The sequence below is a fragment of the Tomitella cavernea genome (genome assembly GCF_016599145.1).
In the GTDB taxonomy this organism is placed as follows: Bacteria; Actinomycetota; Actinomycetes; order Mycobacteriales; family Mycobacteriaceae; genus Tomitella; species Tomitella cavernae.
Genome location: NZ_JAENKO010000041.1, coordinates 1 through 24,937 on the forward strand (window position 1 = coordinate 1; position 24,937 = coordinate 24,937).

Consider the following 24,937-nt stretch of genomic DNA (forward strand, 5'->3'; position numbering starts at 1 on the left):
CGCGCGCACAGTGCCGCGGCCACCAGCAGCGCCACCGTCAGCGCGGCCAGGGTCGCCGCCGCCGCCGACCGCCGCCGCAGGGCGGGGATGCGCGCGACGACCGCCACCACGACGAGCGCGCCGAGCAGGGAGAGCGCCGCCGCGATCACCGGTCCGCCTCCCGCAGCAGGCGTTCGGCAAGGACCCGGCCCGCGACCTCCGGTTGCCAGGCGGCTGCGGCCAGCCGCTGGGACACCGCCTGTTTGGTGATGCCAAGGACATCTGCCGCCTCCGATTGGGTGAGCCCGCGATCCATCAGGCCCACGGCGGTGTGGCCCTGCGCGGAGCGCCGTACGATCACCAGGCCCGTGAGCACCAGCGCCGTCTGCGCCGATTCGGTCCTGGCGGCGTCCTGCCCGGCGGCCGCGACGGGGACCTGGGCCGATTTCGCGGCCTCGACCGCGGTCCGCGCCGCCTCGAACGCCCTGCCCCTGCCCGCGCGCGTGCTCTCCGGCAGCGGCAGGTCCACGGCGCCGATTCCGATCCCGACGCTCCAGTGTTTGCGCCGGAGCAGGTCGAGGGCAAGCGTCACCACCAGGCGGGGATTGTCCGTGACCCCCTGCACCTCGTCGCCCGCGGTGCGTTCGAATGGCCGGAGCAGGGGAGCCTTGTTGACCTCCGGCAGCAGGGCCTCGACGCGATCTTGGTCACGGCGGCTGCGCCGCTGGTCTACGGTGAGAACGAACATCGTCGAGGGCCTCCCGGAATGCTTCGGCCCGCCCCGCGGACGTGGGCGAGGGGTCGTACCATCACATCTCGGTCAAGGTTACAGCCTTAATATTGTTCAGTAAAGGCGTCTTCCTTGCTTCCAGTGCATCAAGAATAATGGCTTGACGTCGACGCGCGCTCCTCCCGGCCTGGCCGCCCCGACCATGAGTCCAGCCGCGCGTCGACGATCAGCCCCAGGATCCCGGCGCCGACCGCCGCCGCCGTGAGGGCGAGCGACGTCCAGCCGCCGCCGGCTCTCACCGCGTGGCCGAAGTACACGACCGCCACCGTCCCCGGCAGGCTGCCCGCCAGCGTGGCCGCGAGGAAAGGCATCACGCGCACCCCGGACACCGAGCAGCAGTAGTTGAGTACCGAGAACGGCACCACCGGTATCAGGCGCAGCGATCCGACAGCGAGCCAGCCGCGCCTGCGCAGCCGCTCGTCGACCCGCAGCACGGCCGGGTGCGCAAGCCGGGCGTGGACGGCGTCTCGGCCCAGTGACCGCCCGGCCAGCAGCGTCAGCAGTGCGGCGAGGACGCTGCCCGTCAACGCCAGGACCACGCCCCACAGCGGCGCGAACAGCACGCCCGCCGCGACGGTGAACGCGGTGCGCGGCACCGGCGCGGTGCACACCACCGCGTGCACCGCCACGAACACGACCGGGAACCACCAGCCCGCCCCCGCGGCCCACCGGGCCAGCGAATCCGGCGACAATCCGGGCCCCAGCACCGCCGCGGCGACAGCGACGGCCGCGAAGAACACCAGCGCGGCGATGCGATGCCGGCCGGCCGGCGTCCGCGGCGACAGTCCCGCACGGACCCGCGCCGCCGGCGACGGGACGGCACGCCCACATCGCTGCTCGAGCCCGGGGGAATCCACGGTCGATTAGAATACGCGGCAGCGCCCGCGCCCATCCGCTACCGGCCGGTAACAAAACTCGTGCGTACGCGGCTTCACCGGAAGCGAGACCGGGGGAGGGCGACAGTCGGTACTCCGACTAACATCGGCGAAATGACGGATTCGACGACCGGCGCGACGGTGAGCGCACCCGACGACCCCGGCTACTCCGCGTGGCGCACAGCAGCCGCAGCGGTGCTCGCGAAGGGGCGCAGAATCGACCCTGCGGACCTGCCCGCGGGCCCGGAGGAGCTCCTCCAGGCCACGACGTACGACGGCGCGGAGGTGGCACCGCTCTACACCGCGGCCGACGAGCGGGCAGAGCAGCCCCTGCCGGGCAGCTTCCCCTACGTGCGCGGCGGCGACGCCACTCGCGACGTCACCGTCGGCTGGCTGGTCGACGCACGCTTCGGCGGCGCCGACGACGACAACGACCCCGCAGCCGAGCCTGCGGCACTGAACGAGCGGATTCTCGACGCCCTGGCGAACGGCGTCAGCGCGGTCACGTTGGCGATGGGCCCCGGGGAGATCGCTCCGGGCGATCTCCCGGCCGTTCTGCGCGGCGTGCACCTCGACCTGGCCCCGGTGGCCCTCGATGCGGGCGCCGCGGCCGTCGACGCGGCCCGCGCACTGTTCGCCCTGCTCGACGACGCGCCCGCGGAGCGTCCCGACGCGGTCCGCGCGAGCCTGGGCGCGACGCCGCTGAGCGACTTGTTCGCCTCCGGCGACGAGAGCACCGGCGCCGACGCGCTGGCCGTGCTCGCCGCGGACGCGCACGCGCGCTCCGGCGCCATCCGCGCCGTCACCGTCGACGGCACCGCCTTCCACAACCGCGGCGCCTCCGACGCACAGGAGCTCGGCGCGGCGATCGCCGCCGGCGTCGAGCACGTGCGCGACCTGACCACGCGCGGGCTCACCACCGCCGCCGCGCTCGGGCAGATCGAGTTCCGGCTGGCGGCGACCGACGACCAGTTCGCGTCCATCGCCAAGTTCCGCGCGGCGCGCCGCCTGTGGGCGCGGGTGGCCCAGGTGCTCGGGGCGCCGGAGGCCGGGGCGGCGCCGCAGCACGCGGTGACCTCGGCCGCCATGCTCAGCCGCCGCGATCCGTGGGTGAACATGCTGCGCACGACGCTCGCCACGTTCGGCGCCGGCGTCGGCGGGGCGGACAAGATCACGGTGCTGCCCTTCGATGCCGCACTGCCCGTCGGCGCGCTCGGCACCTCCGAGACGTTCGCCGGCCGCATCGCCCGCAACACGCAGCTGCTGCTGCTCGAAGAGTCACACCTGGGACAGGTGCTCGACCCGGCCGGCGGGTCCTGGTACGTCGAGTCGCTCACCGACGACCTGGCGCGCATCGCGTGGGCGGACTTCCAGCGGATCGAGGCCGACGGCGGCTTCCGCGCGTGCGTCGCGTCGGGGGCCCTCGGCGGCCGCATCGACGCCCTGGCCGCGCGCCGCGAGGCGGATATCGCACGCCGGGCCACCGCGGTGACGGGGGTCAACGAGTTCCCGAATCTCGACGAGCCGGTGCCGGCTGCGGGGGAGCCGCGGCTCGCGGAGGTCCGCCGCTACTCCGCCCCGTTCGAGGCGCTGCGCGACCGCTCGGACGCGCACCTCGCCTCGCATGGCGCCCGGCCGCGGGCCGTGCTTGTGGCGCTCGGGCCGCTGTCCGAGCACAACGTGCGCACCAGCTTCGCCTCGAACCTGCTGGCTTCCGGCGGCATCGCCTCCGAGAGCACCGGCACCGTCACGGCCGACTCGCTCACCGACGCGCTCGCGTCGCTCGGCGACGCGGCGCCCGCCGTCGCCGTGGTCTGCGGCACCGACGCCCGCTACGCCGACGAGGCGCCGGCCGCCGCGGCCGCCCTGCGCGCGGCCGGGGCCGGCAAGGTCCTGCTCGCCGGCCCGGAGAAGGCGTGGCCGCAGGGCGCGGGAGAGCGCCCGGACGGCTTCCTGACCATGAAGATCGACGCCGTCGAGACCCTCGCCGGCCTCCTCGACGCGCTGGGAGTGAAGTGAGCATGACCGACACGCAGCAGGTTCCTTCGTTCGCCGACGTCCCCCTTGAGGCGCCCGACGCGGCTGAGAGCCCCGACGTCACTGCGGCGGACGGCGCCGCCGACATGATCCGGGTCGGCGCGGAGGCGCACGGCTACTCGGCAGAGCAGGTCACCTGGTCCACGCCCGAGGGCATCGACGTCAAGCCGGTGTACACCCGCGCCGACCGCGACGAGGCGGTCGCCGCCGGGTACCCGTTGAACTCGCATCCCGGCGCCGCTCCGTACCTGCGCGGCCCCTACCCGACGATGTACGTCAACCAGCCGTGGACCATCCGCCAGTACGCGGGATTCTCGACCGCGGCGGAGTCCAACGCCTTCTACCGCCGCAACCTCAAGGCCGGCCAGAAGGGCCTGTCGGTGGCCTTCGACCTGGCCACCCACCGCGGCTACGACTCCGACCACCCGCGTGTGCAGGGCGACGTGGGCATGGCCGGCGTGGCCATCGACTCGATCCTGGACATGCGGGAACTGTTCGAGGGGATCGACCTGTCGAAGGTGTCGGTGTCGATGACGATGAACGGCGCAGTGCTGCCGATCCTCGCTCTCTACGTGGCGACGGCCGAGGAGCAGGGCGTCGCGCCGGAGAAGCTTGCGGGGACCATCCAGAACGACATCCTCAAAGAGTTCATGGTCCGCAACACCTACATCTATCCGCCCAAGCCGTCGATGCGGATCATCTCGGACATCTTCGCGTACACGTCGACGAAGATGCCCAAGTACAACTCGATCTCGATCTCCGGCTACCACATCCAGGAGGCCGGCGCCACGGCCGACCTGGAGCTGGCCTACACCCTCGCCGACGGCGTCGAATACATCCGCGCCGGGCTGGACGCCGGGCTCGACATCGACGCATTCGCCCCGCGCCTGTCGTTCTTCTGGGGCATCGGCATGAACTTCTTCATGGAGGTCGCCAAGCTGCGCGCGGCGCGGCTGCTGTGGAGCGAGCTCGTCGCGCAGTTCGAGCCTGAAAACCCCAAGTCGCTCTCGCTGCGCACCCACTCCCAGACGTCCGGCTGGTCGCTGACCGCCCAGGACGTCTACAACAACGTGGCCCGCACCTGCGTGGAGGCCATGGCCGCCACCCAGGGGCACACCCAGTCGCTGCACACCAACGCGCTCGACGAGGCGCTGGCGCTGCCCACCGACTTCTCGGCACGCATCGCCCGCAACACCCAGCTGCTGATCCAGCAGGAGTCCAACACGGTGCGGCCCATCGACCCGTGGGCGGGCTCCGACTACGTCGAATGGCTGACCCACCAGCTGGCCGAGCGGGCGCGTGCGCACATCCGCGAGGTCGAAGAGGCCGGCGGCATGGCGCAGGCCATCAGCGAGGGCATCCCCAAACTCCGTATCGAGGAGGCCGCCGCCCGCACCCAGGCCCGCATCGACTCGGGCCGTCAGCCACTGATCGGCGTCAACAAGTACCGCGTGGACGCGGACGAGCAGATCGACGTGCTCAAGGTCGAGAACTCGCAGGTGCGCCGCGAGCAGCTGGACAAGCTCGCCCGGCTGCGCGCCGAACGCGACCAGGACGAGGTGGATGCGGCGCTGGCCGACCTCACCCGCGCGGCCGCCGAGTCCGACCGCGCGGGTGGCGACGGGCTGGGCAACAACCTGCTCGCCCTCGCCATCAAGGCGGCGCGGGCCAAGGCCACCGGCGGTGAGATCTCCGACGCACTCGAGAAGGTCTACGGTCGGCACCAGGCGGAGATCAAGACGATCTCCGGCGTGTACCGAGACGAGGCGGGTTCCGTGGGCAACATCTCCGACGCCATCGCGGTGGTCGACCGATTCGCCGAGGCGGAGGGCCGACGCCCCCGCATCCTCATCGCCAAGATGGGCCAGGACGGGCACGACCGCGGCCAGAAGGTGATCGCCACCGCATTCGCCGACCTGGGCTTCGACGTCGACGTGGGCCCGCTGTTCCAGACGCCGGAGGAGGTCGCGCAGCAGGCGGCGGACAACGACGTGCACGCCATCGGCGCGTCGTCGCTCGCCGCGGGACACCTCACGCTGGTGCCGGCGCTGCGCGCCGCGCTGGAGAAGGTGGGCCGGCCGGACATCATGGTCATCGTCGGCGGCGTCATCCCGCCCGGCGACTTCGATGAGCTCTACGCGTCCGGCGCCGAGGCCATCTTCCCGCCCGGCACGGTCATCGCCGACGCCGCGGCGGAGCTGCTGACCAAGCTCGGCAAGCGGCTCGGCCACGATCTCACCGACTCCGCGGCCGGGGGCGAGTGATCCGGGCGATGTCTGCAGCACCATCGCGCCCGGTCATCGACGTCGGCGCCCTGGCCGAAGGCATCCGTGACGGCCGCCGGTCCGACCTTTCCCGGGCTATCACCCTGGTCGAGTCGACGCGAGTGGACCACCGGGCTCTGGCGCAGGAGCTTCTGATGGAGCTCTTGCCCGACTCGGGCGGCGCGCACCGCGTCGGCATCACCGGCGTTCCGGGGGTGGGCAAATCCACCTTCATCGACGCGCTGGGAGGCCACCTGATCGAGCAGGGGCACAAAGTGGCCGTGCTGGCCGTCGACCCGTCGTCGACCCGCACCGGTGGCTCGATCCTGGGCGACAAGACCCGGATGGGCCGGCTGTCCGCCAGTCCCGAGGCCTACATCCGTCCGTCGCCTACCGCCGGCACGCTCGGCGGGGTCGCCAAGGCCACCCGGCAGACCATCGTCCTGCTGGAAGCGGCAGGATTCGACGTCGTGCTGGTGGAGACTGTCGGTGTGGGCCAGTCCGAGGTGACGGTGGCGAACATGACCGACATCTTCTGCTTCCTCACCCTCTCGCGCACCGGCGACCAGCTGCAGGGCATCAAGAAGGGTGTCCTGGAGCTGGCGGACCTGGTAGCGGTCAACAAGGCCGACGGCAAGTTCGTCATCGAGGCCAAACGCACCGCGCGCGAACTCGCCGGCGCGCTGTCGCTGGTGCACCCGCACGACGCCCTGTGGCAGCCGCCGGTGATCACCATGAGCGGGCGCGAGGGCACGGGCATCGACGAGTTCTGGACTACCGTCGAACACCATGCCCAGGTGCTCAGGGACGCGGGGGAGTTCGACGCCAAACGCGCACGCCAGCAGGTGGACTGGACGTGGTCGATGGTGCACGAGCAGCTCCTGGACCGCCTGTTGCACAACCCCGGGGTCCGTGCCGTGCGCGGCGACGTCGAAGAGCGCGTGCGGGCGGGCACGCTCACCGCAGCGCTGGCGTCGCAGGCGATCCTCGACGCGTTCGACGCCCGATAGTCCCGGGTCTCCGGCGACGGCACCGCCCCGCGGACGGCACCTCAACCGTCCGCGGGGCGGTCCTGTTCCGGGTGCGGATGATTCAATGCCGGGCTTGCGAGGCATTCAGCTCCCCGCGAGCGCGTCGGCACGAAATCCACGTGGGCCGGGCGCGCAGGGCGTTGTTCTGCTCGCGAGCGGGGGAGCGGAGCGCTGAAGAACGGCCCGCGGATCGCGACGCACATCACGGCGCGGATACCTGCCCGCGGACGGGAGGGTTCGGCACAGTGACATCGGGTACAACGCAAGCGGCCCCGGATCATCGATCCGGGGCCGCTTGCGTCTGTCTCAACTCAGAGTGCGCGAGGGGGGACTTGAACCCCCACGTCCATTAATAGGACACTAGCACCTCAAGCTAGCGCGTCTGCCATTCCGCCACTCGCGCTTGCACACTCACACGTGCTCACACAACCTACCAGACGGCCCTGCAGGACCGGCCGCACCTGTGCGAGCAATCGACCACCGCAACAGGCTGAGCGGGCACCTACTGCCGTCGAGGGCTGTGCGCCATCGACGACTGCTCCCGATCCCCGCCCGATCCCCGCTGCCGGGGATTGCGCTTGCTGCCGGATCAGAGTAACCGATGCCCGAGGCGAATCCCAAATCCGGTGGCCGGGGACCGAGAGGCGTCGCCAACCACGGAGTGCGGGCGCTGCACGCGGCCCCGGGTGGTAGGAAAGGGGGCGTGGACGCGGACAACCCTGGACAGGAACGCCCTTCCGGCAACGGCACCGAGGCCGCGGCGTCTGCCGCGGTGGCGGAGGTCGTCGACCTGGTGAGCCGGCTCATCCGGTTCGACACCACCAACACGGGCGAGCCCGAGACGACGATGGGGGAGCGCGAGGCGGCCCAGTGGGTCGCTGCGCAGCTCGAGGACGCGGGCTACGCCACCACCTACATCGAATCCGGCGCCCCCGGCCGCGGCAACGTCTTCGCCCGGCTCGAGGGCGCGGACCCGGAGCGGGGCGCCCTGCTGCTGCACGGGCATCTCGACGTGGTCCCCGCCGAGGCCGCCGACTGGCAGGTGCACCCGTTTTCCGGCGCGGTGCAAGACGGCTACGTCTGGGGCCGCGGCGCGGTGGACATGAAGGACATGGTCGGGATGATGCTGGCGCTGGCGCGCCAGTACAAGCGGGTCGGAGTCGTCCCGCCCCGCGACATCGTCTTCGCCTTCCTGGCGGACGAGGAGGCCGGCAGCACGTTCGGCGCACAGTGGCTGGTGGAGCACCGGCCCGACCTGTTCGACGGCGTCACGGAGGCCGTGGGCGAGGTGGGCGGCTTTTCGCTGACCGTCCCGTCCCAGACGGGCGGCGACAGGCGGCTGTACCTGGTGGAGACCGCGGAGAAGGGCTTGTGCTGGATGCGCCTGACCGCGCGCGCCCGCCCCGGCCACGGCTCGTTCCTGCACGAGGACAACGCCGTCACCGCGCTGGCGGCGGCGGTGGCCCGGCTCGGCGCGCACGAGTTCCCGCTGGTGGTGACGGAGTCGGTCGCCGAGTTCCTCGCCGCCGTCTCGTCCGAGACCGGATACGACCTGGACCCCGGTGCTGACGACATCACCGGGCGGCTCGACAAGCTCGGCAGCATCGCCCGGATCGTCGGCGCCACGCTGCGTGACACCGCCAACCCGACGATGCTCGCCGCCGGGTACAAGGCCAACGTGATCCCGCAGACCGCGCAGGCCGTGGTGGACTGCCGGATCCTGCCGGGGCGGCGCGCCGCGTTCGAGGCCGAGCTCGACGAGATCCTCGGCCCCGACATCGAGCGCGAATGGATCACCAGCCTCGATTCATACGAGACCACTTTCGACGGGGACCTGGTCAAAGCCATGAACGCAGCGATACTCGCGCACGACCCGCAGGGCCGGACGGTGCCGTACATGCTCTCCGGCGGCACGGACGCGAAGGCCCTGGCCACGCTGGGCATCCGGTGCTTCGGGTTCGCCCCGCTGCAGCTGCCGCCGGAGCTCGACTTCGCCGCGCTGTTCCACGGGGTCGACGAGCGCGTCCCCGTGGACGCGCTCCGTTTCGGCACCCGGGTACTGGACCATTTCCTGCGGCACAGCTAGCGCCCGAGACCTGTCCCGCAGGCATCCCGCCACCATGAACGACCCCTACCGAATGGAAGGAATCGCTATGAGCCGCAATCCCTATGACGACCTGCCGAAGCTGCCCGGCTTCACCCTGACCTCCGAGGACGTCACCGACGGCGGCCCGCTGGCACGCGCCCAAGTCAGCGGGATCATGGGGGCCGGGGGCGACGACGTGTCGCCGCAGCTGGCGTGGTCGGGCTTCCCCGCCGAAACCAAGAGCTTCGCCGTGACGGTCTTCGACCCCGACGCGCCCACCGCAGCCGGATTCTGGCACTGGGCCGTGGCGGACATTCCGGCCACCACCACGTCGCTCGCCTCCGGCGCGGGCGACGACTCCGGCTCCGGCCTGCCGGACGGCGCGATCCAGTTGCGCAGCGACGCAGGCGCCGCCCGGTACATCGGCGCCGCCCCGCCCGCCGGCCACGGGCCGCACCATTACTACGTCGCCGTGCACGCGGTGGACGTCGCGAGCCTGGGGCTCGGTGCCGACACCACGCCGACGGTGCTGGGCTTCAACCTGTTCTCGCATGCCATCGCCCGCGCCTACATCGTCGGCACCTACGAGCAGAACTGACAGCGAGCGCCTCCGCCCGCTCAGCCCCCTCGTCCCGGGCGCCGGAACACCGGCCCCGGACGGGGGCGGATGTGCGCGTCGATCCGGTGGATCGCGCCATCGCCGCGCACCTCGAACTCCTCGGTGATGTGCGCGACCACGAGGTTCAGTCCGAGCACGGAGGTGTCGACGACGTAGCGTGTCCGCACGGTGTCGCCGTCACGCCACGCGGTGACGTCCCGGACCCCGGAGATCACCCGGAACTGCGGACCGCGCTCGAGGCTCCGGACGATGTGCGCACCGCTGCGCCCCGTCTTCACGCCCACCTCGTAGCGCACCGCGCCGGGTGCGAGCCGCACGTCCGACGCGTCATGCGACACCAGCGCATCGATGTAGGCCCGCGCGGCCGCGATCCGCTGTTCGGTCGTCGCATCACCGCCGCCGGACCCCGGTTCAGTGCCTTCGGTCATAGGCCTGCCTCCGTTCCCGTCTCCGCCTCGTCGTCGGCTCCGCCGGCCGTGGCGCTGCCGCCGGTCCCCACGGTATCGGTGCCCACCGCGTCCGCGATCGACGCGAACCCGGCGTCCCGCACCCGCTGTGCGAGGCCGCGGTGGATCCGCCGCATCCAGAAGGGCCCGCCGTAGATGAAGCCCGTGTAGCCCTGGAGCAGCGACGCGCCGGCCGTGATCCGTTGCCAGGCCTGTTCCACGGTGAAGATCCCGCCGACCGACACGATCGCCAGGTCGTCGCCCACCCGCGCGTGCAGACGCCGGAGCACCTCCAGCGACCTGTCCGCGACCGGCGCGCCGGAGACCCCGCCCGCGCCGATCCGTTCCACCTCGGCCGCGGGGGTCGCCAGCCCGGACCGTGAGATGGTCGTGTTCGTCGCCACGATCCCCGCCAGCCCCAGTTCGACCGCCAGGTCGGCCACCGCGTCCACGTCCGCGTCGGCCAGGTCGGGGGCGATCTTGACCAGGACCGGCGTCCGGGCGACGTCGAGCACGGTGCGCAGCAGCGGCCGCAGCGAGTCCACCGCTTGCAGGTTCCGCAGCCCCGGCGTATTCGGCGAGCTGACGTTGACGATGAGGAAGTCGGCCAACGGCGCCAGCAGCGCGGCGCTGTAGCGGTAGTCGCCGGCGGCCTCGTCCACCGGCACGGCCTTGGTCTTGCCGATGTTGATGCCGATGGGCACACCGCCGCGGCGCGCCCGCAGCCGCACCGCCGCGGCGTCGGCGCCCTCGTTGTTGAACCCCATGCGGTTGACCAGTGCCTGGTCGGCCGGAAGCCGGAACAGGCGGGGCGAGGGGTTGCCCGGCTGCGCACGGCCGGTCACCGTGCCGACCTCGGCGAAGCCGAAGCCCATCGGCCCCCAGGCGGCGACCCCCTCGGCGTTCTTGTCGAATCCGGCGGCCAGCCCCAGCGGGGCAGGGAAGTCGACGCCGAACACCCGCGTGCGCAACACCGGGTCACGGGGGGACAGAAACCGCGCGATGAGCGTGCCGACGGCCGGCAGCGCCGTCGCCAGGCGGATGGCGCGGAAGCTCAGGTGATGGATGCGCTCGGGGTCGACGAGGAACAGTGCGCGCAGTACGAGCGCGTACAGACGCCCGGTCATCGGATCTGCTCCGGACTGATGCGGGCCACGCCGCCGTCGCGGCCGGAGCCGACGTACACGGCGCCGTCCGCGCCCACCGCCACCGAGGTGGGGAACGCGACGGTGGGGTACCGGTGCTTCTCCACGGGCTCGCCGGTGGACAGGTCGAAGGCCGCCACCTCGTCGGTGCCGGTGAAGGTCACCCACACCAGCCCGCGCGCCGGGTCCGCCGCCAGCGCCGCCGGCGACGCGCCGATGGGCGCGAGCTGCCGGTTGATCAACGGGTCGAGACCGTAGACGAGCATCTGCCCGCCGTCCGTGTCCAGCGCGATGACGCGCCCGTATCCGTCGGAGATGATCCGTGTGGCGCCCTTGCCGACGCGCAGCGCCGCGCCGTGTTCACCGGTGGCCGGGTCCACCTCCGTGAGCGAGGTCTGGTGCGCATCCAGCACCAGCAGCGCGTCGCCCGACGCGGCCAGCGCATCCGCCGAGACGAAACCGGTGACGGTCCTGTCGACGGCGAGGTCCGCGCCGAGGATGTACACGGTGCCGTCCGCGGTGCCGACGGCGTATCCGCCGCCCGGCAGGCCCGTAGCGGAGATCGCGTCCCCGTCGATGTGCGCGGTGTCCGTCGCGCCCGTGGCGAGGTCCACCCGGAGCAGTGCGCCGGGCGCCGGGACGAGGACCACCGGCGGCGCCGACTCGTCGTCCGTGGCGGAGACCCGCGTCATCGGGGCCGCGCCGTCCGGGACCGGGATGACGCGCTGCGGGTCTGCCGGCGCGTCCGCGGCGTACACCGCGATCGACGACGGCCCGTCGGATTGCACCGCGAGCAGCCCGCCGCCGCCGGCCACGGTGAGAGCCCGCACCCCGGTGGTGTCGATGATGACCTGGGCCGCCGGTGCCTGGGCGGTGCCGGGGCCTGCCACCGGCGTGGCGGGCACGCGTGTGGGCACGTCCGGCCGTCCGCCCGACGAGCCGCACGCGGTGAGCGCGAGCAGCGCCGCCGCCAGGGCGGTGGCCGCCGCCACCCGGCCTGCCCCGGATGCGCGGCGGCCCCGCCGATGGGGGAGCCCGCCACGCACCACGCCCGCTGAGTCAGTGGACCTGAGTCCGGTCACTTTCGTCGTCACCGCCTGCATCCGTGTGCTGGAACTATCCTTGTGCTGGAACAATCCGTCGCCGTCGGGGCACTACGTCCGCACCGACCCAGGTGCTCCGGATGGGCCGCGGGCCGTCCCGACCGGGGTGACGGTGCACCGGCGCGGCCGGCGATCACATAGAGTCTGCCTGTGACCGAAACGGAGTAGGCGCTGCACTGGGCAGGACGCGCGGATCCCGTACACGAGGATACGGACGCGCCTGCCGCAGACGACTCCGCCCCGCACACGAACACGCTGGGAGACGAATGAGCACGGGCGATCCAGCGGCGGCCCCCCCGCCGGACGACGACGCTGCGGCGGAATCATCGTTCGTCATCGAGGACCTCTCCTCGGGCCCGGCCGCGCACGGGTTCGGCTCGCGCAGCGGCCGCGACTTCGCCTTCCAAGTGCGGCGCACCGTTCTGCGGCTGGAGCTGTACCGGGCGGGCCGCAAGGAGCCGGTGCCCGGCCCCGACGACGTCGTCGCGGTGGCCGAGCTCCCCGTGACCGACGTCGACCTGGATGACGCCCGCAGCGTCACCGCACTGGTCCGCGACGCGCTCGCGGAGGCGGAACGCACCGAGCAACCGGCGGGGCAGCATCCCACCGTCGTCCGCACGCTGCTCGGAAAGCTGGGGTCGGTCATCGATGGCATCTGAAAGTCCGGCCACAAGCACGGCCGAACCCCCCGCCGGGGGCGACGTGGCACGCGGCAAGGGCCGCCGCGAGCGGGCGAGCCTGCTCCGCCTGCTGCGCACGCACCTGCGCCCATACACGCCGCTGCTGATCGGGGTGGTCGTACTCGAGATCTTCGCCGCGGCGATGGCGCTGTTCCTGCCCACGCTCAACGCCCGGATCATCGATGACGGCATCGCCCGCGGCGACACCGACTTCATCCTCCGTGCCGGCGGGCTGATGCTGCTGGTGACCGTCGCCCAGGCCATAGGCGCCGTCGGCGTGGTGTACTGCGCGGCGAAGGCCGCCACCAGCGTGGGGCGCGACCTGCGCTCCGGCCTCTATCACCAGGTGTCGACGTTCTCGGACCGCGAGTTCGCCCAGTTCGGAACGCCCTCGCTCATCACGCGCAACACCAACGACGTCCAGCAGATCCAGATGCTGGTCATGATCAGTGCCACCATCTTGACCACGGCGCCCATCATGTCGATCGGCGGCGTGGTGATGGCGCTGCGCGAGAACGCACGGCTGTCCTTGCTGCTCGTGATCTCCGTGCCGCTGCTGCTCGGCGTGGTCACCGCGATCATGGCGCTGATGGTTCCGCTCTACCGCCGGATGCAGGCGCGGATCGACGGGGTCAACCGTGTGATGCGCGAGCAGCTCTCCGGCATGCGCGTGGTCCGCGCCTTCGTCCGCGAGCAGCTCGAACGCGACAAGTTCGACACCGCCAACAACGACCTGACGTCGGTGGCGCTGTCCGCGGGCAGGCTGTTCGCCTTGATGATGCCCGCCATCATGATCATCTCGAACCTCACGAGCGTCGCGGTGCTCTGGTTCGCCGCGCACCTGATCGACGACGGCCAGATGCAGGTCGGCCAGATGACGGCTTTCATCGCGTACGTCATGCAGATCCTCTCATCGGTGATGATGGCGGTGGTCATGGCCGTGCTCGTGCCGCGCGCCGCCGTCAGCGCCGAGCGGATCAGCGAGGTGCTGCGCACCGAGTCCTCCGTCCGCGACCCGCACGATCCGCAGACGCCGGCCTCGCCCGCGGGCGTCGTCACGTTCGAGGACGCCGGATTCGGCTACCCCGGTGCGGAGGAGCCGGTGCTCTCGGGGCTGAACTTCCGCTGCACACCCGGCACCACGACGGCCGTCGTCGGCAGCACCGGCAGCGGCAAGACCACCCTTCTGTCGCTCGTCCCGCGCTTGTTCGACGTCACCTCGGGCGCCGTGCTCGTCGACGGCGTCGACGTGCGCCTCCAGGACCAGGACGCCATGTGCAGGCACATCGGGCTCGTGCCGCAGCGCGCGTACCTGTTCTCCGGCACCGTCGCGTCCAACCTGCGCTTCGGCAAGCCCGACGCCACCGACGAGGAGATGTGGGAGGCGCTGCACATCAGTCAGGCCGATGAGTTCGTCCGCGCACTGCCGGAGGGCCTGGAGGCGCCGGTCTCGCAGGGCGGCACCAATTTCTCCGGCGGCCAGCGCCAGCGCCTCACCATCGCGCGGGCCGTGGTGCGGCGCCCCCGCGTCTACCTGTTCGACGACTCCTTCTCCGCGCTCGATCTGAGCACCGAGGCGGCGCTGTACCGGGCGCTGTCCGAGGCACGCGGCGAAGCGACGGTCATCACCATCAGCCAGCGCGTCGCCCGCATAGCCCAGTCCGACCAGATCGTGGTGCTCGAGGACGGCCGCGCTGTAGGGGTGGGCAGCCACCAGCAGCTGGTCGTCGAATGCCCCACGTACTGGGAGATCGTCCAATCGCAGCAGCCGACGGAGGTGGAGTCGTGAGCGCACCAGCAGCCATGCCCGGGGCGCCCGGGGCCGCCGCCGGCGCGGCGCAGAAGCCCCAGCATTTCCGCCAGACCTTCCGGCGGCTCATCGGCGAGCTGGGCCCGGAGAAGCTGCGGTTCTTCACCGTGCTGCTGATCTCCATCGTCGGGATCGGCATGAGCGCGGTGGCGCCGCTCATCATGGGCCGCGCCACCGACGTGCTGTTCTCCGGCGCCATCAGCCGCACCCTGCCCCCGGGCGCCACCAAGGAACAGGCCGTGGAGATCCTGCGCAGCCAGGGGGACATGACCAAGGCCGACATGGTCGCGAACATGGATCTCACACCCGGGGCCGGCATCGATTTCGACGCGCTCACCCGCATCATCCTGCTGATCCTGGCGCTGTATGTGGTGGCGGCGACGCTGTCGTGGGCGCAGGCGTACCTGCTCAACACCGTCGTGCAGAAGACCGTGTACCGGCTGCGCCGGAAGGTCTCGGAGAAGCTGCACCGCATGCCGCTGCACTATTTCGATTCGACCCCGCGCGGCGAGGTGCTCAGCCGGGTCACCAACGACGTCGACAACATGCAGACGGTGCTGGGGCAGACGATCAACCAGTTGATCACCTCGGCGCTCACGGTGGTCAGCGTGCTGGCCCTGATGTTCTTCCTCTCGCCCCTCCTCACGCTCATTGCGCTGGCCTCGATCCCCGTGTCGCTGCTGCTCGTCACCATCGTCGCGAAGAAGGCACAGCCGTTGTTCCGTCAGCAGTGGGCGGAGACCGGGCGCCTCAACGCCCACATCGAGGAGACCTACAGCGGCCACGCCCTGGTGCGCGTGTACGGCCACCAGAAGGAGATGGAGGGCCAGTTCACCGAGGTCAACGGTGCCCTGGTCAAGAGCAGTTTCGGCGCGCAGTTCCTCTCCGGCATGATCTCGCCGATCATGTCGCTGGTCTCCAACCTGATGTACGTGGTCCTGGCCGTCGTCGGCGGCCTGCGCATCGCGAACGGCACCATCAGCCTGGGCAGCGTGCAAGCGTTCATCCAGTATTCGCGCCAGTTCAGCCAGCCGATCAATCAGATCGCGTCGATGGCCAACCGGATGCAATCCGGCCTGGCGTCCGCCGAGCGCGTGTACGGGATCCTCGACGCGGAGGAGATGTCCCCGGAGACGGTCATCGAGGAGGGGGGACGCCATTCGGCCGCCGCCCGGTTCCTCGGCGGCGCCCGAGTGCGAGGGCACGTGCGCTTCGACGGCGTCGCCTTCCGCTACAACGAGGACACCCCGCTGATCGAGGACCTGTCCCTGGACGTCGAGCCCGGGCGCACCGTCGCCATCGTGGGCCCCACCGGGGCCGGCAAGACCACCCTGGTCAATCTCCTTATGCGGTTCTACGAACTGCGCTCCGGTTCCATCAGCATCGACGGGGTCGACATCACCGACATCCCGCGCGGCGCGCTGCGAGCGCGCATCGGCATGGTGCTGCAGGACACGTGGCTGTTCGAGGGGTCGATCCGCGACAACATCCTCTACGGCGACCTGAACGCCACCGAGGAACAGATGCTCGAGGCGGCGCGCGCCACCTTCGTCGACAGCTTCGTCGCGCACCTGCCCGACGGTTACGACACCCTCATCACCGAGGACGCCGGCAACGTGAGCGCCGGCCAGAAGCAGCTCATCACCATCGCCCGGGCGTTCCTGGCGTCGCCGTCCATCCTCATCCTCGACGAGGCCACCAGCTCGGTGGACACCCGCACCGAGGTGCTGCTGCAGGAGGCGATGAGCGCTCTGCGCAGCGACCGCACGAGTTTCATCATCGCCCATCGCCTTTCGACGATCCGCGACGCGGATCTGATCCTGGTGATGGAACACGGCGCGATCGTCGAGTCCGGGACTCACGACGAGCTTGCGGCGGCCGACGGCGCCTATGCGCGGCTGTACTCGGCCCAGTTCGCCGGTTCGACCGCCGGCTGACCGGCCCGGGCCGGCCCGTGGCCCGGGCGGCGGGGCACGATGAGCGGGCGTCCGCCGTGCGGGTGTGGCAGCACGTCCACCGGATGCCGGTACACGGCGCTGAGCAACGCCTCGGTGAGCACCTCGTCCGGCGGGCCGTCGGCCGCGGTCCGGCCGCCGGCGAGCACCATCACACGGTCCGCGTAGGCGGCGGCCAGGCCCAGGTCGTGCAGCACCACGACCACGGCAGAGCCCGCCTGCGCCCGTTGCGCGGCGATCCGCATCACCGTCTCCTGGTGGCGCAGGTCCAGCGCCGCCGTCGGCTCGTCGAGCATGATCGTCGGGCATTCCTGCGCCAGTACTCGGGCCAGCGCCACACGCGCCTGCTCGCCGCCGGACAACGTCACGAACGAACGGTCGTGGAAGGCGGCCACGTCGCAGATGTCGAGCGCCTCGGAGACCACCGCGTCGTCGTCCACCGACCTGTCGGTGCGCGCCCAGGGTGCGCGCCCCATACGGACGATCTCGTCCACGGTGAAGCCGAATCCCACCCGATGCTGCTGCGGCAGCACCGCGCGCCGCCGCGACAGCTCGCGGGCGGTCCAGTCCCGTACCGGCCTGCCGTCGATGACGGCGGTGCCCGCCGAGAGCGGAAGGTCTCCCGACAGCGCCGCGAGGAGCGTGGATTTTCCGGCGCCGTTGGGCCCCACCAGGGCCAGCACCTCACCGGCCATGACATCCACGTCCACGTCGGCCAGAATCGTGCGCGCGCCGCGGGCCACGCCCAGTCCGCGCGCCTGCAGCAGCACCCGCCCGCCATCCGGCGCCGCCGCATCCGCGTGGGAGGCGGCCCGCCCGCGGCGGGGATGCAGAACGTCCGCGAACCTCATGACCACCCTCCTTGCGACCTGCGGGTCCGGTGGAGCAACCAGAAGAAGAACGGGCCGCCCACCAGCGACGTGAGCATGCCGAGCGGAAGATCGGCATTGCTCACCAAGGTACGGGCGCCGATATCGGCGGCGAGCAGGACCACGGCGCCGCCGATGGTGCTGGCCGGGATGAGCATGCGGTGCGACGGGCCGATGAGCATGCGGAAGGCGTGCGGCACGACGAGGCCCACGAAAGCGATGATCCCCGTGAAGGCCACGCCGGCGGCCACGAGCACGCCGACGATGACGATGGCCCACCGGCGCACCCGTTCGACGTCCACGCCCAGGTGCCGCGCCGGCCCCTCGCCGAGCGCCAGGAGGTCGAGTTTGCGGGCCAGGAGCATCGAGCCGACGACCCCTGCGACGGCGAGCGGCGCCACCACGCCGACGGCCTCCCAGTCGGCGCCGCCGAGCGTGCCGAGCTGCCAGAACACGATCTGTTCACGGGCGGCGGGGGAGGCGACGAAGGTGAAGTACGCGATCAGACCGCCGGCCACGGCGTTGACCGCGACGCCCGTGAGGATCACGGTGACCACTTCGGTACGGCCGTCGGCCCGCGCCAGCCCGTAGACCAGCAGGGTGGTGCCGAGCCCCCCGGCGAATGCGGCCGCGGCGATGGCCCAGCCGGACGAGAACGTGCCGCCGATGAGGATGACCGAACTCGCCCCCACGGCCGCACCGGCGGAGACGCCGATGACGCCGGGCTCGGCGAGCGGATTGGCGAACACGCCCTGCAGGACGGCGCCCGCGCACCCGAGGCTGGCGCCCACGAGCATCGCCAGGACGACGCGCGGGAAGCGCACCTCCCACAGGGCGGCGTCCCCGTTGGGGTGGGCCGGCATGGCGAACCAGTCGATGCCGACCCGGTGCAGGATCGAGCCCACCACCTCGCCGGGATCCACGGGCACCTGGCCCAGGCAGGCCGCGAGGACGGCCAGCACCACCAGCGCGACGGCCGTCGCTGCGAGCACGATCACGGTGCGCCGCCGCCGCGGGTTGCGTGCGGCCGGCGCCCCCGGCGCCGGGGGAACGGGCTTGTCGGTGGTCGCCGTCACCGGGACTGCTCGCCGTAGAGCGCGTCGGTGAGCGCGCCGATCACCTTGCCGGTGGACGGTCCGTAGCTGAGCAGCACCGAATCGTCCATGTCGATCACCCGCCGGTTCTCACCCGCCGGAGTCTGTTTGATCCCCGGCATCTGCACGAGCCCGTCGACGCCGCCGACCGACTGCAGCCCGCCGGACATCATGAGGATCACGTCCGGGGCGGCGACGATGAGCGCCTCGGCGGTGACCGGCGTGTAGGCGGCGGTGAGCCCCGACGCGGTGCCCGCATCGACCCCGCCCACCGCGCGAATGATGTCGTCCGCGCCGCTGCCGGGGCCGCCGAGCATGGAGATCGCCGCGCCCCGCTGGTACAGGAATGCGATCGTGGGCGGGTCCTGCCGTTCCGGCACCGCGGCGAGCGCCTGGTCGATCTGCTGCTGCGTGCGCTCGGCGAGCGCGTCGCCCGCTTGAGGCACGCCGAGCGTGCGGCCGACGTCGCGGATCATGTCGGCGGTCGTGTCCAGAGTGCGCTCGCCGTCGAAGAAGACGACCGGGATGCCCGCCGCGCGGATCTGCTCCTGCACCGCGTGCGGCCCGATGCTCGAGTCGGTGAGCACCACCGTGGGGCGCAACGCCAGGATGGCCTCCGCATTGAGCGAATGGCCGCCGGGAGTCACGTTGGGTATGTCGGCGGCGGCCGGGAAGTCGGTGGCGGTGTCCCGGCCGACCAGATTCCCGCCCAGCCCCAGCGCGAAGACCGTCTCGCCGAGGGTGCCGTACTGGTCCACCGCGACGATGCGGTCGGCGCTCGTGACCGTCACCTCCGCTCCGTCTTCCGAGGCCACCGTGACGGGCAGCCGCGGCGACGGGGGAGGGCCGATCGGCTCCGGGTCGAGCTCGCCGATGGAGGCGGTGACCGCCCCCACGCCCCCGGAGTCCGCGCCGCCGGGTGCGTTGCATCCCGCCGCCAGCACGGCGAGCACTGCAACGAGCACGGCGATGCCCCTCGCGGGCACACGACCGCGCCGAGTATCCGCCAGGGAACGGTCCGTGCACCGACGGCCGGAGTCGATCCGCGATCTCACACTGCGGCTCCGCTGCGCGCGAATCGGCCGCCGAGGTCGGCGAAAAGGTCCCGGTTGAGGCGGAACGCGTCGGCGACTTCGGCGATGAAACGCTCGGATTCCGCACCGTCGATCGGCAGCGCGTCCATCTTAGCGCGGTAGCCGTCCTTGTAGGGCTTGGGCTTGGCGATCGCGTCGAAGATGTAGAAGCGCACGCCGTCGGTCTCGTATCCGTAGGTGCGCGACATCTTGGTGCGGATGATCTGGCCGCCTGAGAGGTCCCCGAGGTAGCGCAGGTAGTGGTGGGCGACGAAACCCGCGGGCCAAGTGGCGACGACTTCGGCGATGCGCTCCACGTACCGCTCGGTGGCCGGCAGCATCGCGATCAACGAACGCCATTGCGCGCCGAGGTGATGCTCCAGGTCCCGCTCCAGCCCCTCGAGGCGCAGAAGCGCGTCGTCGAGGAAAGGGTCCACCAGGGCGTTGCCGGCCAGCGTCCGCCCGCCCGCCTCCAGTGCGCGATAGATGAACCAGCTCTGCGCCTCGAGCTCGACGTAGGCGGCCTCCGGCAGCGCCCCGTCGAGCAGATCGGCCATGAACGAGGAGGACTCGGCGGCCCGGTGCGCCTCGTCCGTGCGGCTCTTGACCAGCGCCGCGAGGCCGCCCGCGCGCGCGGTGTCGTCAATGGTCATGTCGTTCTCTCCCCTGTCACAGTCGTCCAACTCCAACTAGGTTAGCCTAGCCTTCAGTATCCGACGAAGCGAGGATTCCCATGCACCGTTCCCACACTCTCCTGCGCCGCGCCGCCGCAGCGACCGGCATCGCCGCCGTCGCCGCCGGATCGCTGCTCGCCGTGAGCACGGCCGCGGCCGCCGACCCGGCGGCGTCCGGTCCGCAACTGACCATCAGCCAGACCGACGGGCTGGCAGCGGGCGAGAGCATCACCGTGGAGGGCAGCGGGCTCGACCCCGAGGCCGGCTACTACGTGGCCACCTGCGTGACCGGCACGACGGGGCCCGCGGGTCCGGAGTGCTCCGGCGACCGCACGGTGCCCGGGTCGCAGCTATGGGTGTCCAATGGGCGGGGCGCGACGACGCCGATCGCCCCCGACGGGACCTTCACCGCGGAGCTCAGCGCGGTCGCCGCCGGCACGTCCATGAGCGGCACCCCGGTCGACTGCACCGAGTCGGACTGTTCGATCACCCTGTTCTACGACCACCGCAACGGTTTCGGCACCGTCACCGGGGTGCCGGTCACCTTCACCGCGGCGACGGGTTCGGTGGCGACGGAGGTGTCGGCCGACCGGGAGGCCACCGGGGGACAGGCCGCAGAAGGACAGGGCACAGGGGACCAGAGTACGGACGACCAGGCCTCCGCCGAGGACTCCGACAGCTCGTCGACGGTCGTCTGGTGGACCGTCGGCGGCGTCGTCGTCGCGCTCGTCGTCATCGGCGGTATCGCCATCGCGGTCCGTCGACGCGGGCAGCAGGGTTCCTGACGGCCGGATCCGGCCGACACGCCCGGCGGCTCCGCCCTCCCTGTGGGGCCGCCCTGTCGGCCGGATCTAGCTGCTCACGTCGTCGAGCGCGGCGGTGATCGCCGGTGGCAGCGTGAGATCCGCCGCCACCAGCACGCCCGTGAGCTGTGCGATGTCCCGGGCACCGACGATGGCACTGCCCACTCCCGGACGGTCGCGGATCCATGCCAACGCCACGGCCAACGGCGACGTGCCCAGACCGTCCGCCGCCGTGACCACGGCGTCGATCACGCTCACCGCATCGTCGTGCAGGTAGGCCTGGACGATCTCCGCCCTTGCCGCGTCGGCGCCGCGCGAATCGCTGGGCACGCCGTCCCGGTACTTACCGGTGAGCACGCCGCCGGCCAGCGGAACCGCCGCGAGCAATCCCATGCCGTGGTGCAGCGCGGCGGGTACCAGCTCCTCCTCCACGCCGCGGGCGAGGAGCGAATACTCGGCCTGCGCCGCCACCATGTGCGAAGCACCGGCACGGCCCGCCACTGTCGCGAGTTGCCAGCCGAAGTGCCCGCGGACACCCGTGTAACGCACCCGGCCGGTGCGCACTGCGTAATCGCAGGTGTCGACGATCTCGTCCACCGGGGTACGACGGTCCCACGCCGCCACCTGCCACAGGTCCAGATGGTCGGTGCCCAGGGCGCGAAGGGTCGCATCGAGCTGTTGGAGCAGGGTGCGGCGCGAACAGTCGATGCGCGCGCCCACCGGAGCCGACGGAACGATGCCGGCGGCGCTGCTCAGGACCAGGTCGCGGCGAGGCACCACGTCCTCGAGAAGTTCTGCGAGCACGGCCTCTGCGGCCCCGTCCCCATACGCGGGGGAGGTGTCGACCAGAGTGCCGCCCGCCTCGGCGAACGCGCGCAGCTGGCCGGCCGCCTCGTCCCCGACGGTCTCCCGCCCCCAGGCGAGCGTGCCCAGGCCGAGGCCCGAGACCCGCAGGCCGCTGCGGCCCAGATTCGTCTCCTTCACGCCGCACGCCTGCCCGGCGCGGCCGCTCGTCGGTCCACTGCACTCCCCTCGGCTCCATCGTCACCGTCCGTGCCGTACGGCACGGACGGTGCGGCGCGGACCAGAGCACCCTAACCCGGGCACGCGGGGGCACGACCCGCGCCGCGCCGAGCGCATAGGGTGGCGGACATGACGGTGATCCTGCTGCGCCACGGGCGCTCCAGCGCCAACACCGCGGCCACCCTGGCGGGCCGCACCCCCGGGGTCGGGCTCGACGAGACCGGCCGGGCGCAGGCGACCGAGGCTGCGCGCCGGCTCGGCGGACTGCCCATCGTGGCCATCGTCTCCTCGCCCCAGCAGCGCTGCAGGGACACCGTCCGCCCGCTGTCCGAGGTGATCGGCATACAGGTGCGCACCGACGAAGCGCTTGCGGAGGTCGACTACGGCGAATGGACGGGGCGCGCGCTGTCCGAACTCGTCAAGGAACCGCTGTGGCGGGTCGTGCAGCAGCAGCCATCCGCGGCCACGTTCCCCGGCGGGGAATGCCTCGCCGCCGTGCAGGCGCGCAGCGTGGCGGCGATCCGGTCGCACGACGCACGCCTGCGCGCAGAGCACGGCGACAACTCGCTGTGGGTGGCATGCACCCACGGGGACGTGATCAAGTCGATCCTGGCGGACGCCCTCGGGATGCATCTGGACGGATTCCAGCGCATCGCCACGGTGCCGGCGGCGATCAGCGTGATCCGCTACACCGAGGCCCGCCCGATGGTGCAGCATCTGAACGACACCGGTTCCGTACTCGACGGGCTCGCGCGGCGCCCGCGGGACCCGCAGAGGGGCACCCCGGAATGTCCGGACGGCGATCGCCGTTCCCCGGACGGGGCGCCCGGAGCGTCCTCGTTCACCGGAGGTGTCCCCGGCGGGGAAGTCTGAGCGGGGCTGCCATGACCGACCGCGACCGCAGGCCATAGATTGGAGGTGCCATGTCACGTGCCATTCACATCTTCCGCAGCCCGGACCGATTCGTCGCGGGGACGGTGGGCGAGCCCGGTGACCGCGCGTTCTATCTCCAAGTGAGCCAGGACAACCGGCTGGTCAGCGTCCTGCTGGAAAAGCAGCAGGTGCAGATCCTGGCCGAGCGCATCGGCGCGCTTCTCGGCGAGGTCCACCGGCGGTTCGGTGCGGAGCTGCCGCCCACGGACGTCGCCGTGGACGACCTGGAGCCGCTGCAGATGCCGGTGGACGTGGAGTTCCGCGTGGGCACGATGGGCCTGGGCTGGGAGGCGGACGCCGGTGCGGTGGTCGTCGAGCTGCTCGCGGTGACGGAGACGCCGCTGGATGAGTCGGTGGTGCTCGACGACACCGACGAGGGCCCCGACACGGTGCGGGTGTTCCTGGCGCCGACGGAGGCGCGGCAATTCTCCGCGCGCACCGAGCTCATCGTCGATGCCGGCAGGCCCCCATGCCCGCTGTGCGGCAGGCCTCTCGACCCCGCCGGCCACATCTGCGCGCGCACCAACGGCTACCACCGCGGCATCGAGCTCACCGACCTGCACAAGCCGGACGACGAACAATGACGGTGCCCGCACCCCGGGACGCCGCCCACCCCGGCGACGCCCTCTCTGCGGACGGCGAATCCGCCCACGCCGCCCCTGCCCACGCCGATCCCGCCGACGCCGATCCTGCACTGTTGGGGGCTGCGCCGATCGAGGTCATCGGCCGCCTCACCACTGCCAGCAACGCCACATTCCTGTGCCGGCTGGGCGGGCCGGGCCGGGAGGCTCGCTGCGTCTACAAGCCGGTGCTGGGGGAGCGGCCGCTCTGGGACTTCCCCGACGGCACGCTTGCCGAGCGGGAGTACGCGTCGTATCTGATCAGTGCCGCGCTGGGTTGGGGGATCGTTCCGCGGACGGTGCTGCGCGGCGGCCCGCACGGCTGGGGGATGGTACAGGAATGGATAGAGGCCCCGCCCGCGCAGGCGGACGTCGGCTCCGAGGTCGAGGGCTCTGCCGTCGAGGGCTCTGCCGTCGGGGGCTCTGCCGTCGAAAGCTCTGCCGCCGGGGGCTCCGTCATAGAGGACTCCACCACCGACCTCGTGGACCTGTTCCCCGCCGATGCCGTCCCCGCCGGCCACCTGCCGGTGTTCGCGGCCGAAGACATGACCGGCCGCCAGGTGGTGCTCGCACATGCGGACGACGAGCGGTTGCAGCGCATCGCGGTCCTCGACGTCGTGCTCAACAACCCGGACCGCAAGGCCGGCCACATCCTGTGCGCGCCCGGTGGCCGACTGCGCGGCGTCGACCACGGCATCTGCCTGCACAGCGAACCCAAGCTCCGCACCGTGCTCTGGGGCTGGGCGCACCGACCGATCCCGGCCGGTCTGCTCGCGGACGTCGCCGTCCTCGGGGATGATCTCCGGCGCCGCAGCACCCCGTTGGCCGACGCCCTCGACGCGCTGCTCACCACCGCAGAGGTCGACGCTCTGGCGCGGCGGATCGAACGGCTGGTGGAATCGCGCGTGCATCCGGGGCCCACCGCCGCCCGCGCCATCCCCTGGCCGCCGTTCTGAGCACCCTGGACCCGGCAGCGCGCGTGCGCGTGCCGGAACGGCGTAGCGGCGCACTCGGTCCGCCCGGCCGCC

22 protein-coding genes and 1 tRNA gene are annotated in these 24,937 nt (G+C 71.8%); 12 read left to right on the forward strand and 11 right to left on the reverse strand.

The window, feature by feature from the left end:
* Window positions 1-145: 145 nt before the first annotated feature.
* Both JJ683_RS13795 and JJ683_RS13800 read right to left on the reverse strand, forming a co-directional pair.
* Entirely contained in the window at window positions 146-727 is a 582-nt protein-coding gene (locus JJ683_RS13795; RefSeq protein ID WP_200174940.1) for a hypothetical protein, read from the reverse strand.
* A 128-nt stretch (window positions 728-855) separates the two neighbouring features.
* Window positions 856-1,626: a TVP38/TMEM64 family protein gene (locus tag JJ683_RS13800; RefSeq protein ID WP_307810934.1), complete on the reverse strand. Its 771-nt coding sequence runs from the start codon at window positions 1,624-1,626 to the stop codon at window positions 856-858.
* Between the two features lie 132 nt (window positions 1,627-1,758).
* Here JJ683_RS13800 and JJ683_RS13805 point away from each other — a divergent pair, with 132 nt between their 5' ends.
* The 3 genes from JJ683_RS13805 to meaB are packed head-to-tail and all read left to right on the forward strand — an operon-like array spanning window position 1,759 to window position 6,955.
* Window positions 1,759-3,663 carry a methylmalonyl-CoA mutase family protein gene (locus tag JJ683_RS13805; protein WP_200174942.1) on the forward strand — a complete coding sequence of 635 codons (1,905 nt, stop codon included), beginning with the start codon at window positions 1,759-1,761 and terminating at the stop codon, window positions 3,661-3,663.
* A 2-nt stretch (window positions 3,664-3,665) separates the two neighbouring features.
* The gene (scpA, locus tag JJ683_RS13810) at window positions 3,666-5,945 is read left to right on the forward strand and encodes a methylmalonyl-CoA mutase (RefSeq protein ID WP_200174944.1); all 2,280 of its coding nucleotides are present in this window, start codon (window positions 3,666-3,668) and stop codon (window positions 5,943-5,945) included.
* 8 nt (window positions 5,946-5,953) lie between these two features.
* Window positions 5,954-6,955: a methylmalonyl Co-A mutase-associated GTPase MeaB gene (gene meaB / locus JJ683_RS13815; RefSeq protein ID WP_200174947.1), complete on the forward strand. Its 1,002-nt coding sequence runs from the start codon at window positions 5,954-5,956 to the stop codon at window positions 6,953-6,955.
* A gap of 338 nt (window positions 6,956-7,293) precedes the next feature.
* On the opposite strand, the gene JJ683_RS13820 is transcribed toward meaB, so the two are convergent.
* Window positions 7,294-7,379 (reverse strand) — tRNA-Leu (locus JJ683_RS13820).
* A 300-nt stretch (window positions 7,380-7,679) separates the two neighbouring features.
* On the opposite strand from JJ683_RS13820, the gene JJ683_RS13825 reads away from it, so the two are divergent.
* Window positions 7,680-9,062 (forward strand): M20/M25/M40 family metallo-hydrolase, encoded by a 1,383-nt coding sequence (locus tag JJ683_RS13825; protein ID WP_307810935.1) that lies wholly within the window; start codon window positions 7,680-7,682, stop codon window positions 9,060-9,062.
* A gap of 67 nt (window positions 9,063-9,129) precedes the next feature.
* Window positions 9,130-9,660, forward strand: a complete 531-nt coding sequence (locus tag JJ683_RS13830; RefSeq protein ID WP_200174961.1) for a YbhB/YbcL family Raf kinase inhibitor-like protein — start codon at window positions 9,130-9,132, stop codon at window positions 9,658-9,660.
* A gap of 20 nt (window positions 9,661-9,680) precedes the next feature.
* Here JJ683_RS13830 and JJ683_RS13835 read toward each other — a convergent pair whose 3' ends face one another.
* From JJ683_RS13835 to JJ683_RS13845, 3 genes are read right to left on the reverse strand one after another with little or no spacing between them, the layout of a single operon-like run.
* Window positions 9,681-10,109: a DUF8021 domain-containing protein gene (locus JJ683_RS13835; RefSeq protein WP_200174963.1), complete on the reverse strand. Its 429-nt coding sequence runs from the start codon at window positions 10,107-10,109 to the stop codon at window positions 9,681-9,683.
* Window positions 10,106-11,242, reverse strand: coding sequence for a quinone-dependent dihydroorotate dehydrogenase (locus tag JJ683_RS13840; protein ID WP_200175004.1), 1,137 nt, complete (start codon window positions 11,240-11,242; stop codon window positions 10,106-10,108). The genes JJ683_RS13835 and JJ683_RS13840 overlap by 4 nt, the downstream gene beginning before the upstream one ends.
* An 8-nt stretch (window positions 11,243-11,250) precedes the next feature.
* Window positions 11,251-12,264, reverse strand: coding sequence for a YncE family protein (locus JJ683_RS13845; protein ID WP_200174965.1), 1,014 nt, complete (start codon window positions 12,262-12,264; stop codon window positions 11,251-11,253).
* 377 nt (window positions 12,265-12,641) lie between these two features.
* On the opposite strand from JJ683_RS13845, the gene JJ683_RS13850 reads away from it, so the two are divergent.
* Genes JJ683_RS13850 through JJ683_RS13860 form a run of 3 tightly spaced genes read left to right on the forward strand, consistent with a single transcriptional unit; the run spans window position 12,642 to window position 16,802 of the window.
* Window positions 12,642-13,034 (forward strand): hypothetical protein, encoded by a 393-nt coding sequence (locus tag JJ683_RS13850; protein WP_200174966.1) that lies wholly within the window; start codon window positions 12,642-12,644, stop codon window positions 13,032-13,034.
* Window positions 13,024-14,844, forward strand: coding sequence for an ABC transporter ATP-binding protein (locus tag JJ683_RS13855; protein WP_200174967.1), 1,821 nt, complete (start codon window positions 13,024-13,026; stop codon window positions 14,842-14,844). The genes JJ683_RS13850 and JJ683_RS13855 overlap by 11 nt, the downstream gene beginning before the upstream one ends.
* 14 nt (window positions 14,845-14,858) lie before the next feature.
* Window positions 14,859-16,802, forward strand: coding sequence for an ABC transporter ATP-binding protein (locus JJ683_RS13860; protein ID WP_200175006.1), 1,944 nt, complete (start codon window positions 14,859-14,861; stop codon window positions 16,800-16,802).
* On the opposite strand, the gene JJ683_RS13865 is transcribed toward JJ683_RS13860, so the two are convergent.
* From JJ683_RS13865 to JJ683_RS13880, 4 genes are all read right to left on the reverse strand, one after another.
* Window positions 16,754-17,671: a heme ABC transporter ATP-binding protein gene (locus tag JJ683_RS13865; RefSeq protein WP_200174968.1), complete on the reverse strand. Its 918-nt coding sequence runs from the start codon at window positions 17,669-17,671 to the stop codon at window positions 16,754-16,756. The genes JJ683_RS13860 and JJ683_RS13865 overlap by 49 nt on opposite strands.
* Window positions 17,668-18,765: a FecCD family ABC transporter permease gene (locus JJ683_RS13870; RefSeq protein WP_372435302.1), complete on the reverse strand. Its 1,098-nt coding sequence runs from the start codon at window positions 18,763-18,765 to the stop codon at window positions 17,668-17,670. The genes JJ683_RS13865 and JJ683_RS13870 overlap by 4 nt, the downstream gene beginning before the upstream one ends.
* Window positions 18,762-19,754, reverse strand: coding sequence for a heme/hemin ABC transporter substrate-binding protein (locus JJ683_RS13875; protein WP_372435303.1), 993 nt, complete (start codon window positions 19,752-19,754; stop codon window positions 18,762-18,764). Before JJ683_RS13875 ends, JJ683_RS13870 begins: the two co-directional genes overlap by 4 nt.
* 80 nt (window positions 19,755-19,834) lie before the next feature.
* Window positions 19,835-20,509: a biliverdin-producing heme oxygenase gene (locus JJ683_RS13880; RefSeq protein ID WP_200174971.1), complete on the reverse strand. Its 675-nt coding sequence runs from the start codon at window positions 20,507-20,509 to the stop codon at window positions 19,835-19,837.
* An 80-nt stretch (window positions 20,510-20,589) separates the two neighbouring features.
* On the opposite strand from JJ683_RS13880, the gene JJ683_RS13885 reads away from it, so the two are divergent.
* A complete protein-coding gene (locus JJ683_RS13885; protein WP_200174973.1) occupies window positions 20,590-21,315 on the forward strand; it encodes a neocarzinostatin apoprotein domain-containing protein in 726 nt (241 codons plus the stop codon).
* Window positions 21,316-21,381: 66 nt separating this feature from the next.
* On the opposite strand, the gene JJ683_RS13890 is transcribed toward JJ683_RS13885, so the two are convergent.
* Window positions 21,382-22,317 (reverse strand): aldo/keto reductase, encoded by a 936-nt coding sequence (locus JJ683_RS13890; protein ID WP_200174975.1) that lies wholly within the window; start codon window positions 22,315-22,317, stop codon window positions 21,382-21,384.
* A 168-nt stretch (window positions 22,318-22,485) separates the two neighbouring features.
* Between JJ683_RS13890 and JJ683_RS13895 the strand changes: the two genes are divergently transcribed.
* Genes JJ683_RS13895 through JJ683_RS13905 form a run of 3 tightly spaced genes read left to right on the forward strand, consistent with a single transcriptional unit; the run spans window position 22,486 to window position 24,865 of the window.
* A complete protein-coding gene (locus JJ683_RS13895) occupies window positions 22,486-23,229 on the forward strand; it encodes a histidine phosphatase family protein (RefSeq protein WP_200174977.1) in 744 nt (247 codons plus the stop codon).
* A gap of 50 nt (window positions 23,230-23,279) precedes the next feature.
* Window positions 23,280-23,873 (forward strand): DUF3090 domain-containing protein, encoded by a 594-nt coding sequence (locus JJ683_RS13900; RefSeq protein WP_200174979.1) that lies wholly within the window; start codon window positions 23,280-23,282, stop codon window positions 23,871-23,873.
* Window positions 23,870-24,865: an SCO1664 family protein gene (locus JJ683_RS13905; protein ID WP_200174981.1), complete on the forward strand. Its 996-nt coding sequence runs from the start codon at window positions 23,870-23,872 to the stop codon at window positions 24,863-24,865. Before JJ683_RS13900 ends, JJ683_RS13905 begins: the two co-directional genes overlap by 4 nt.
* Window positions 24,866-24,937: the final 72 nt, after the last annotated feature.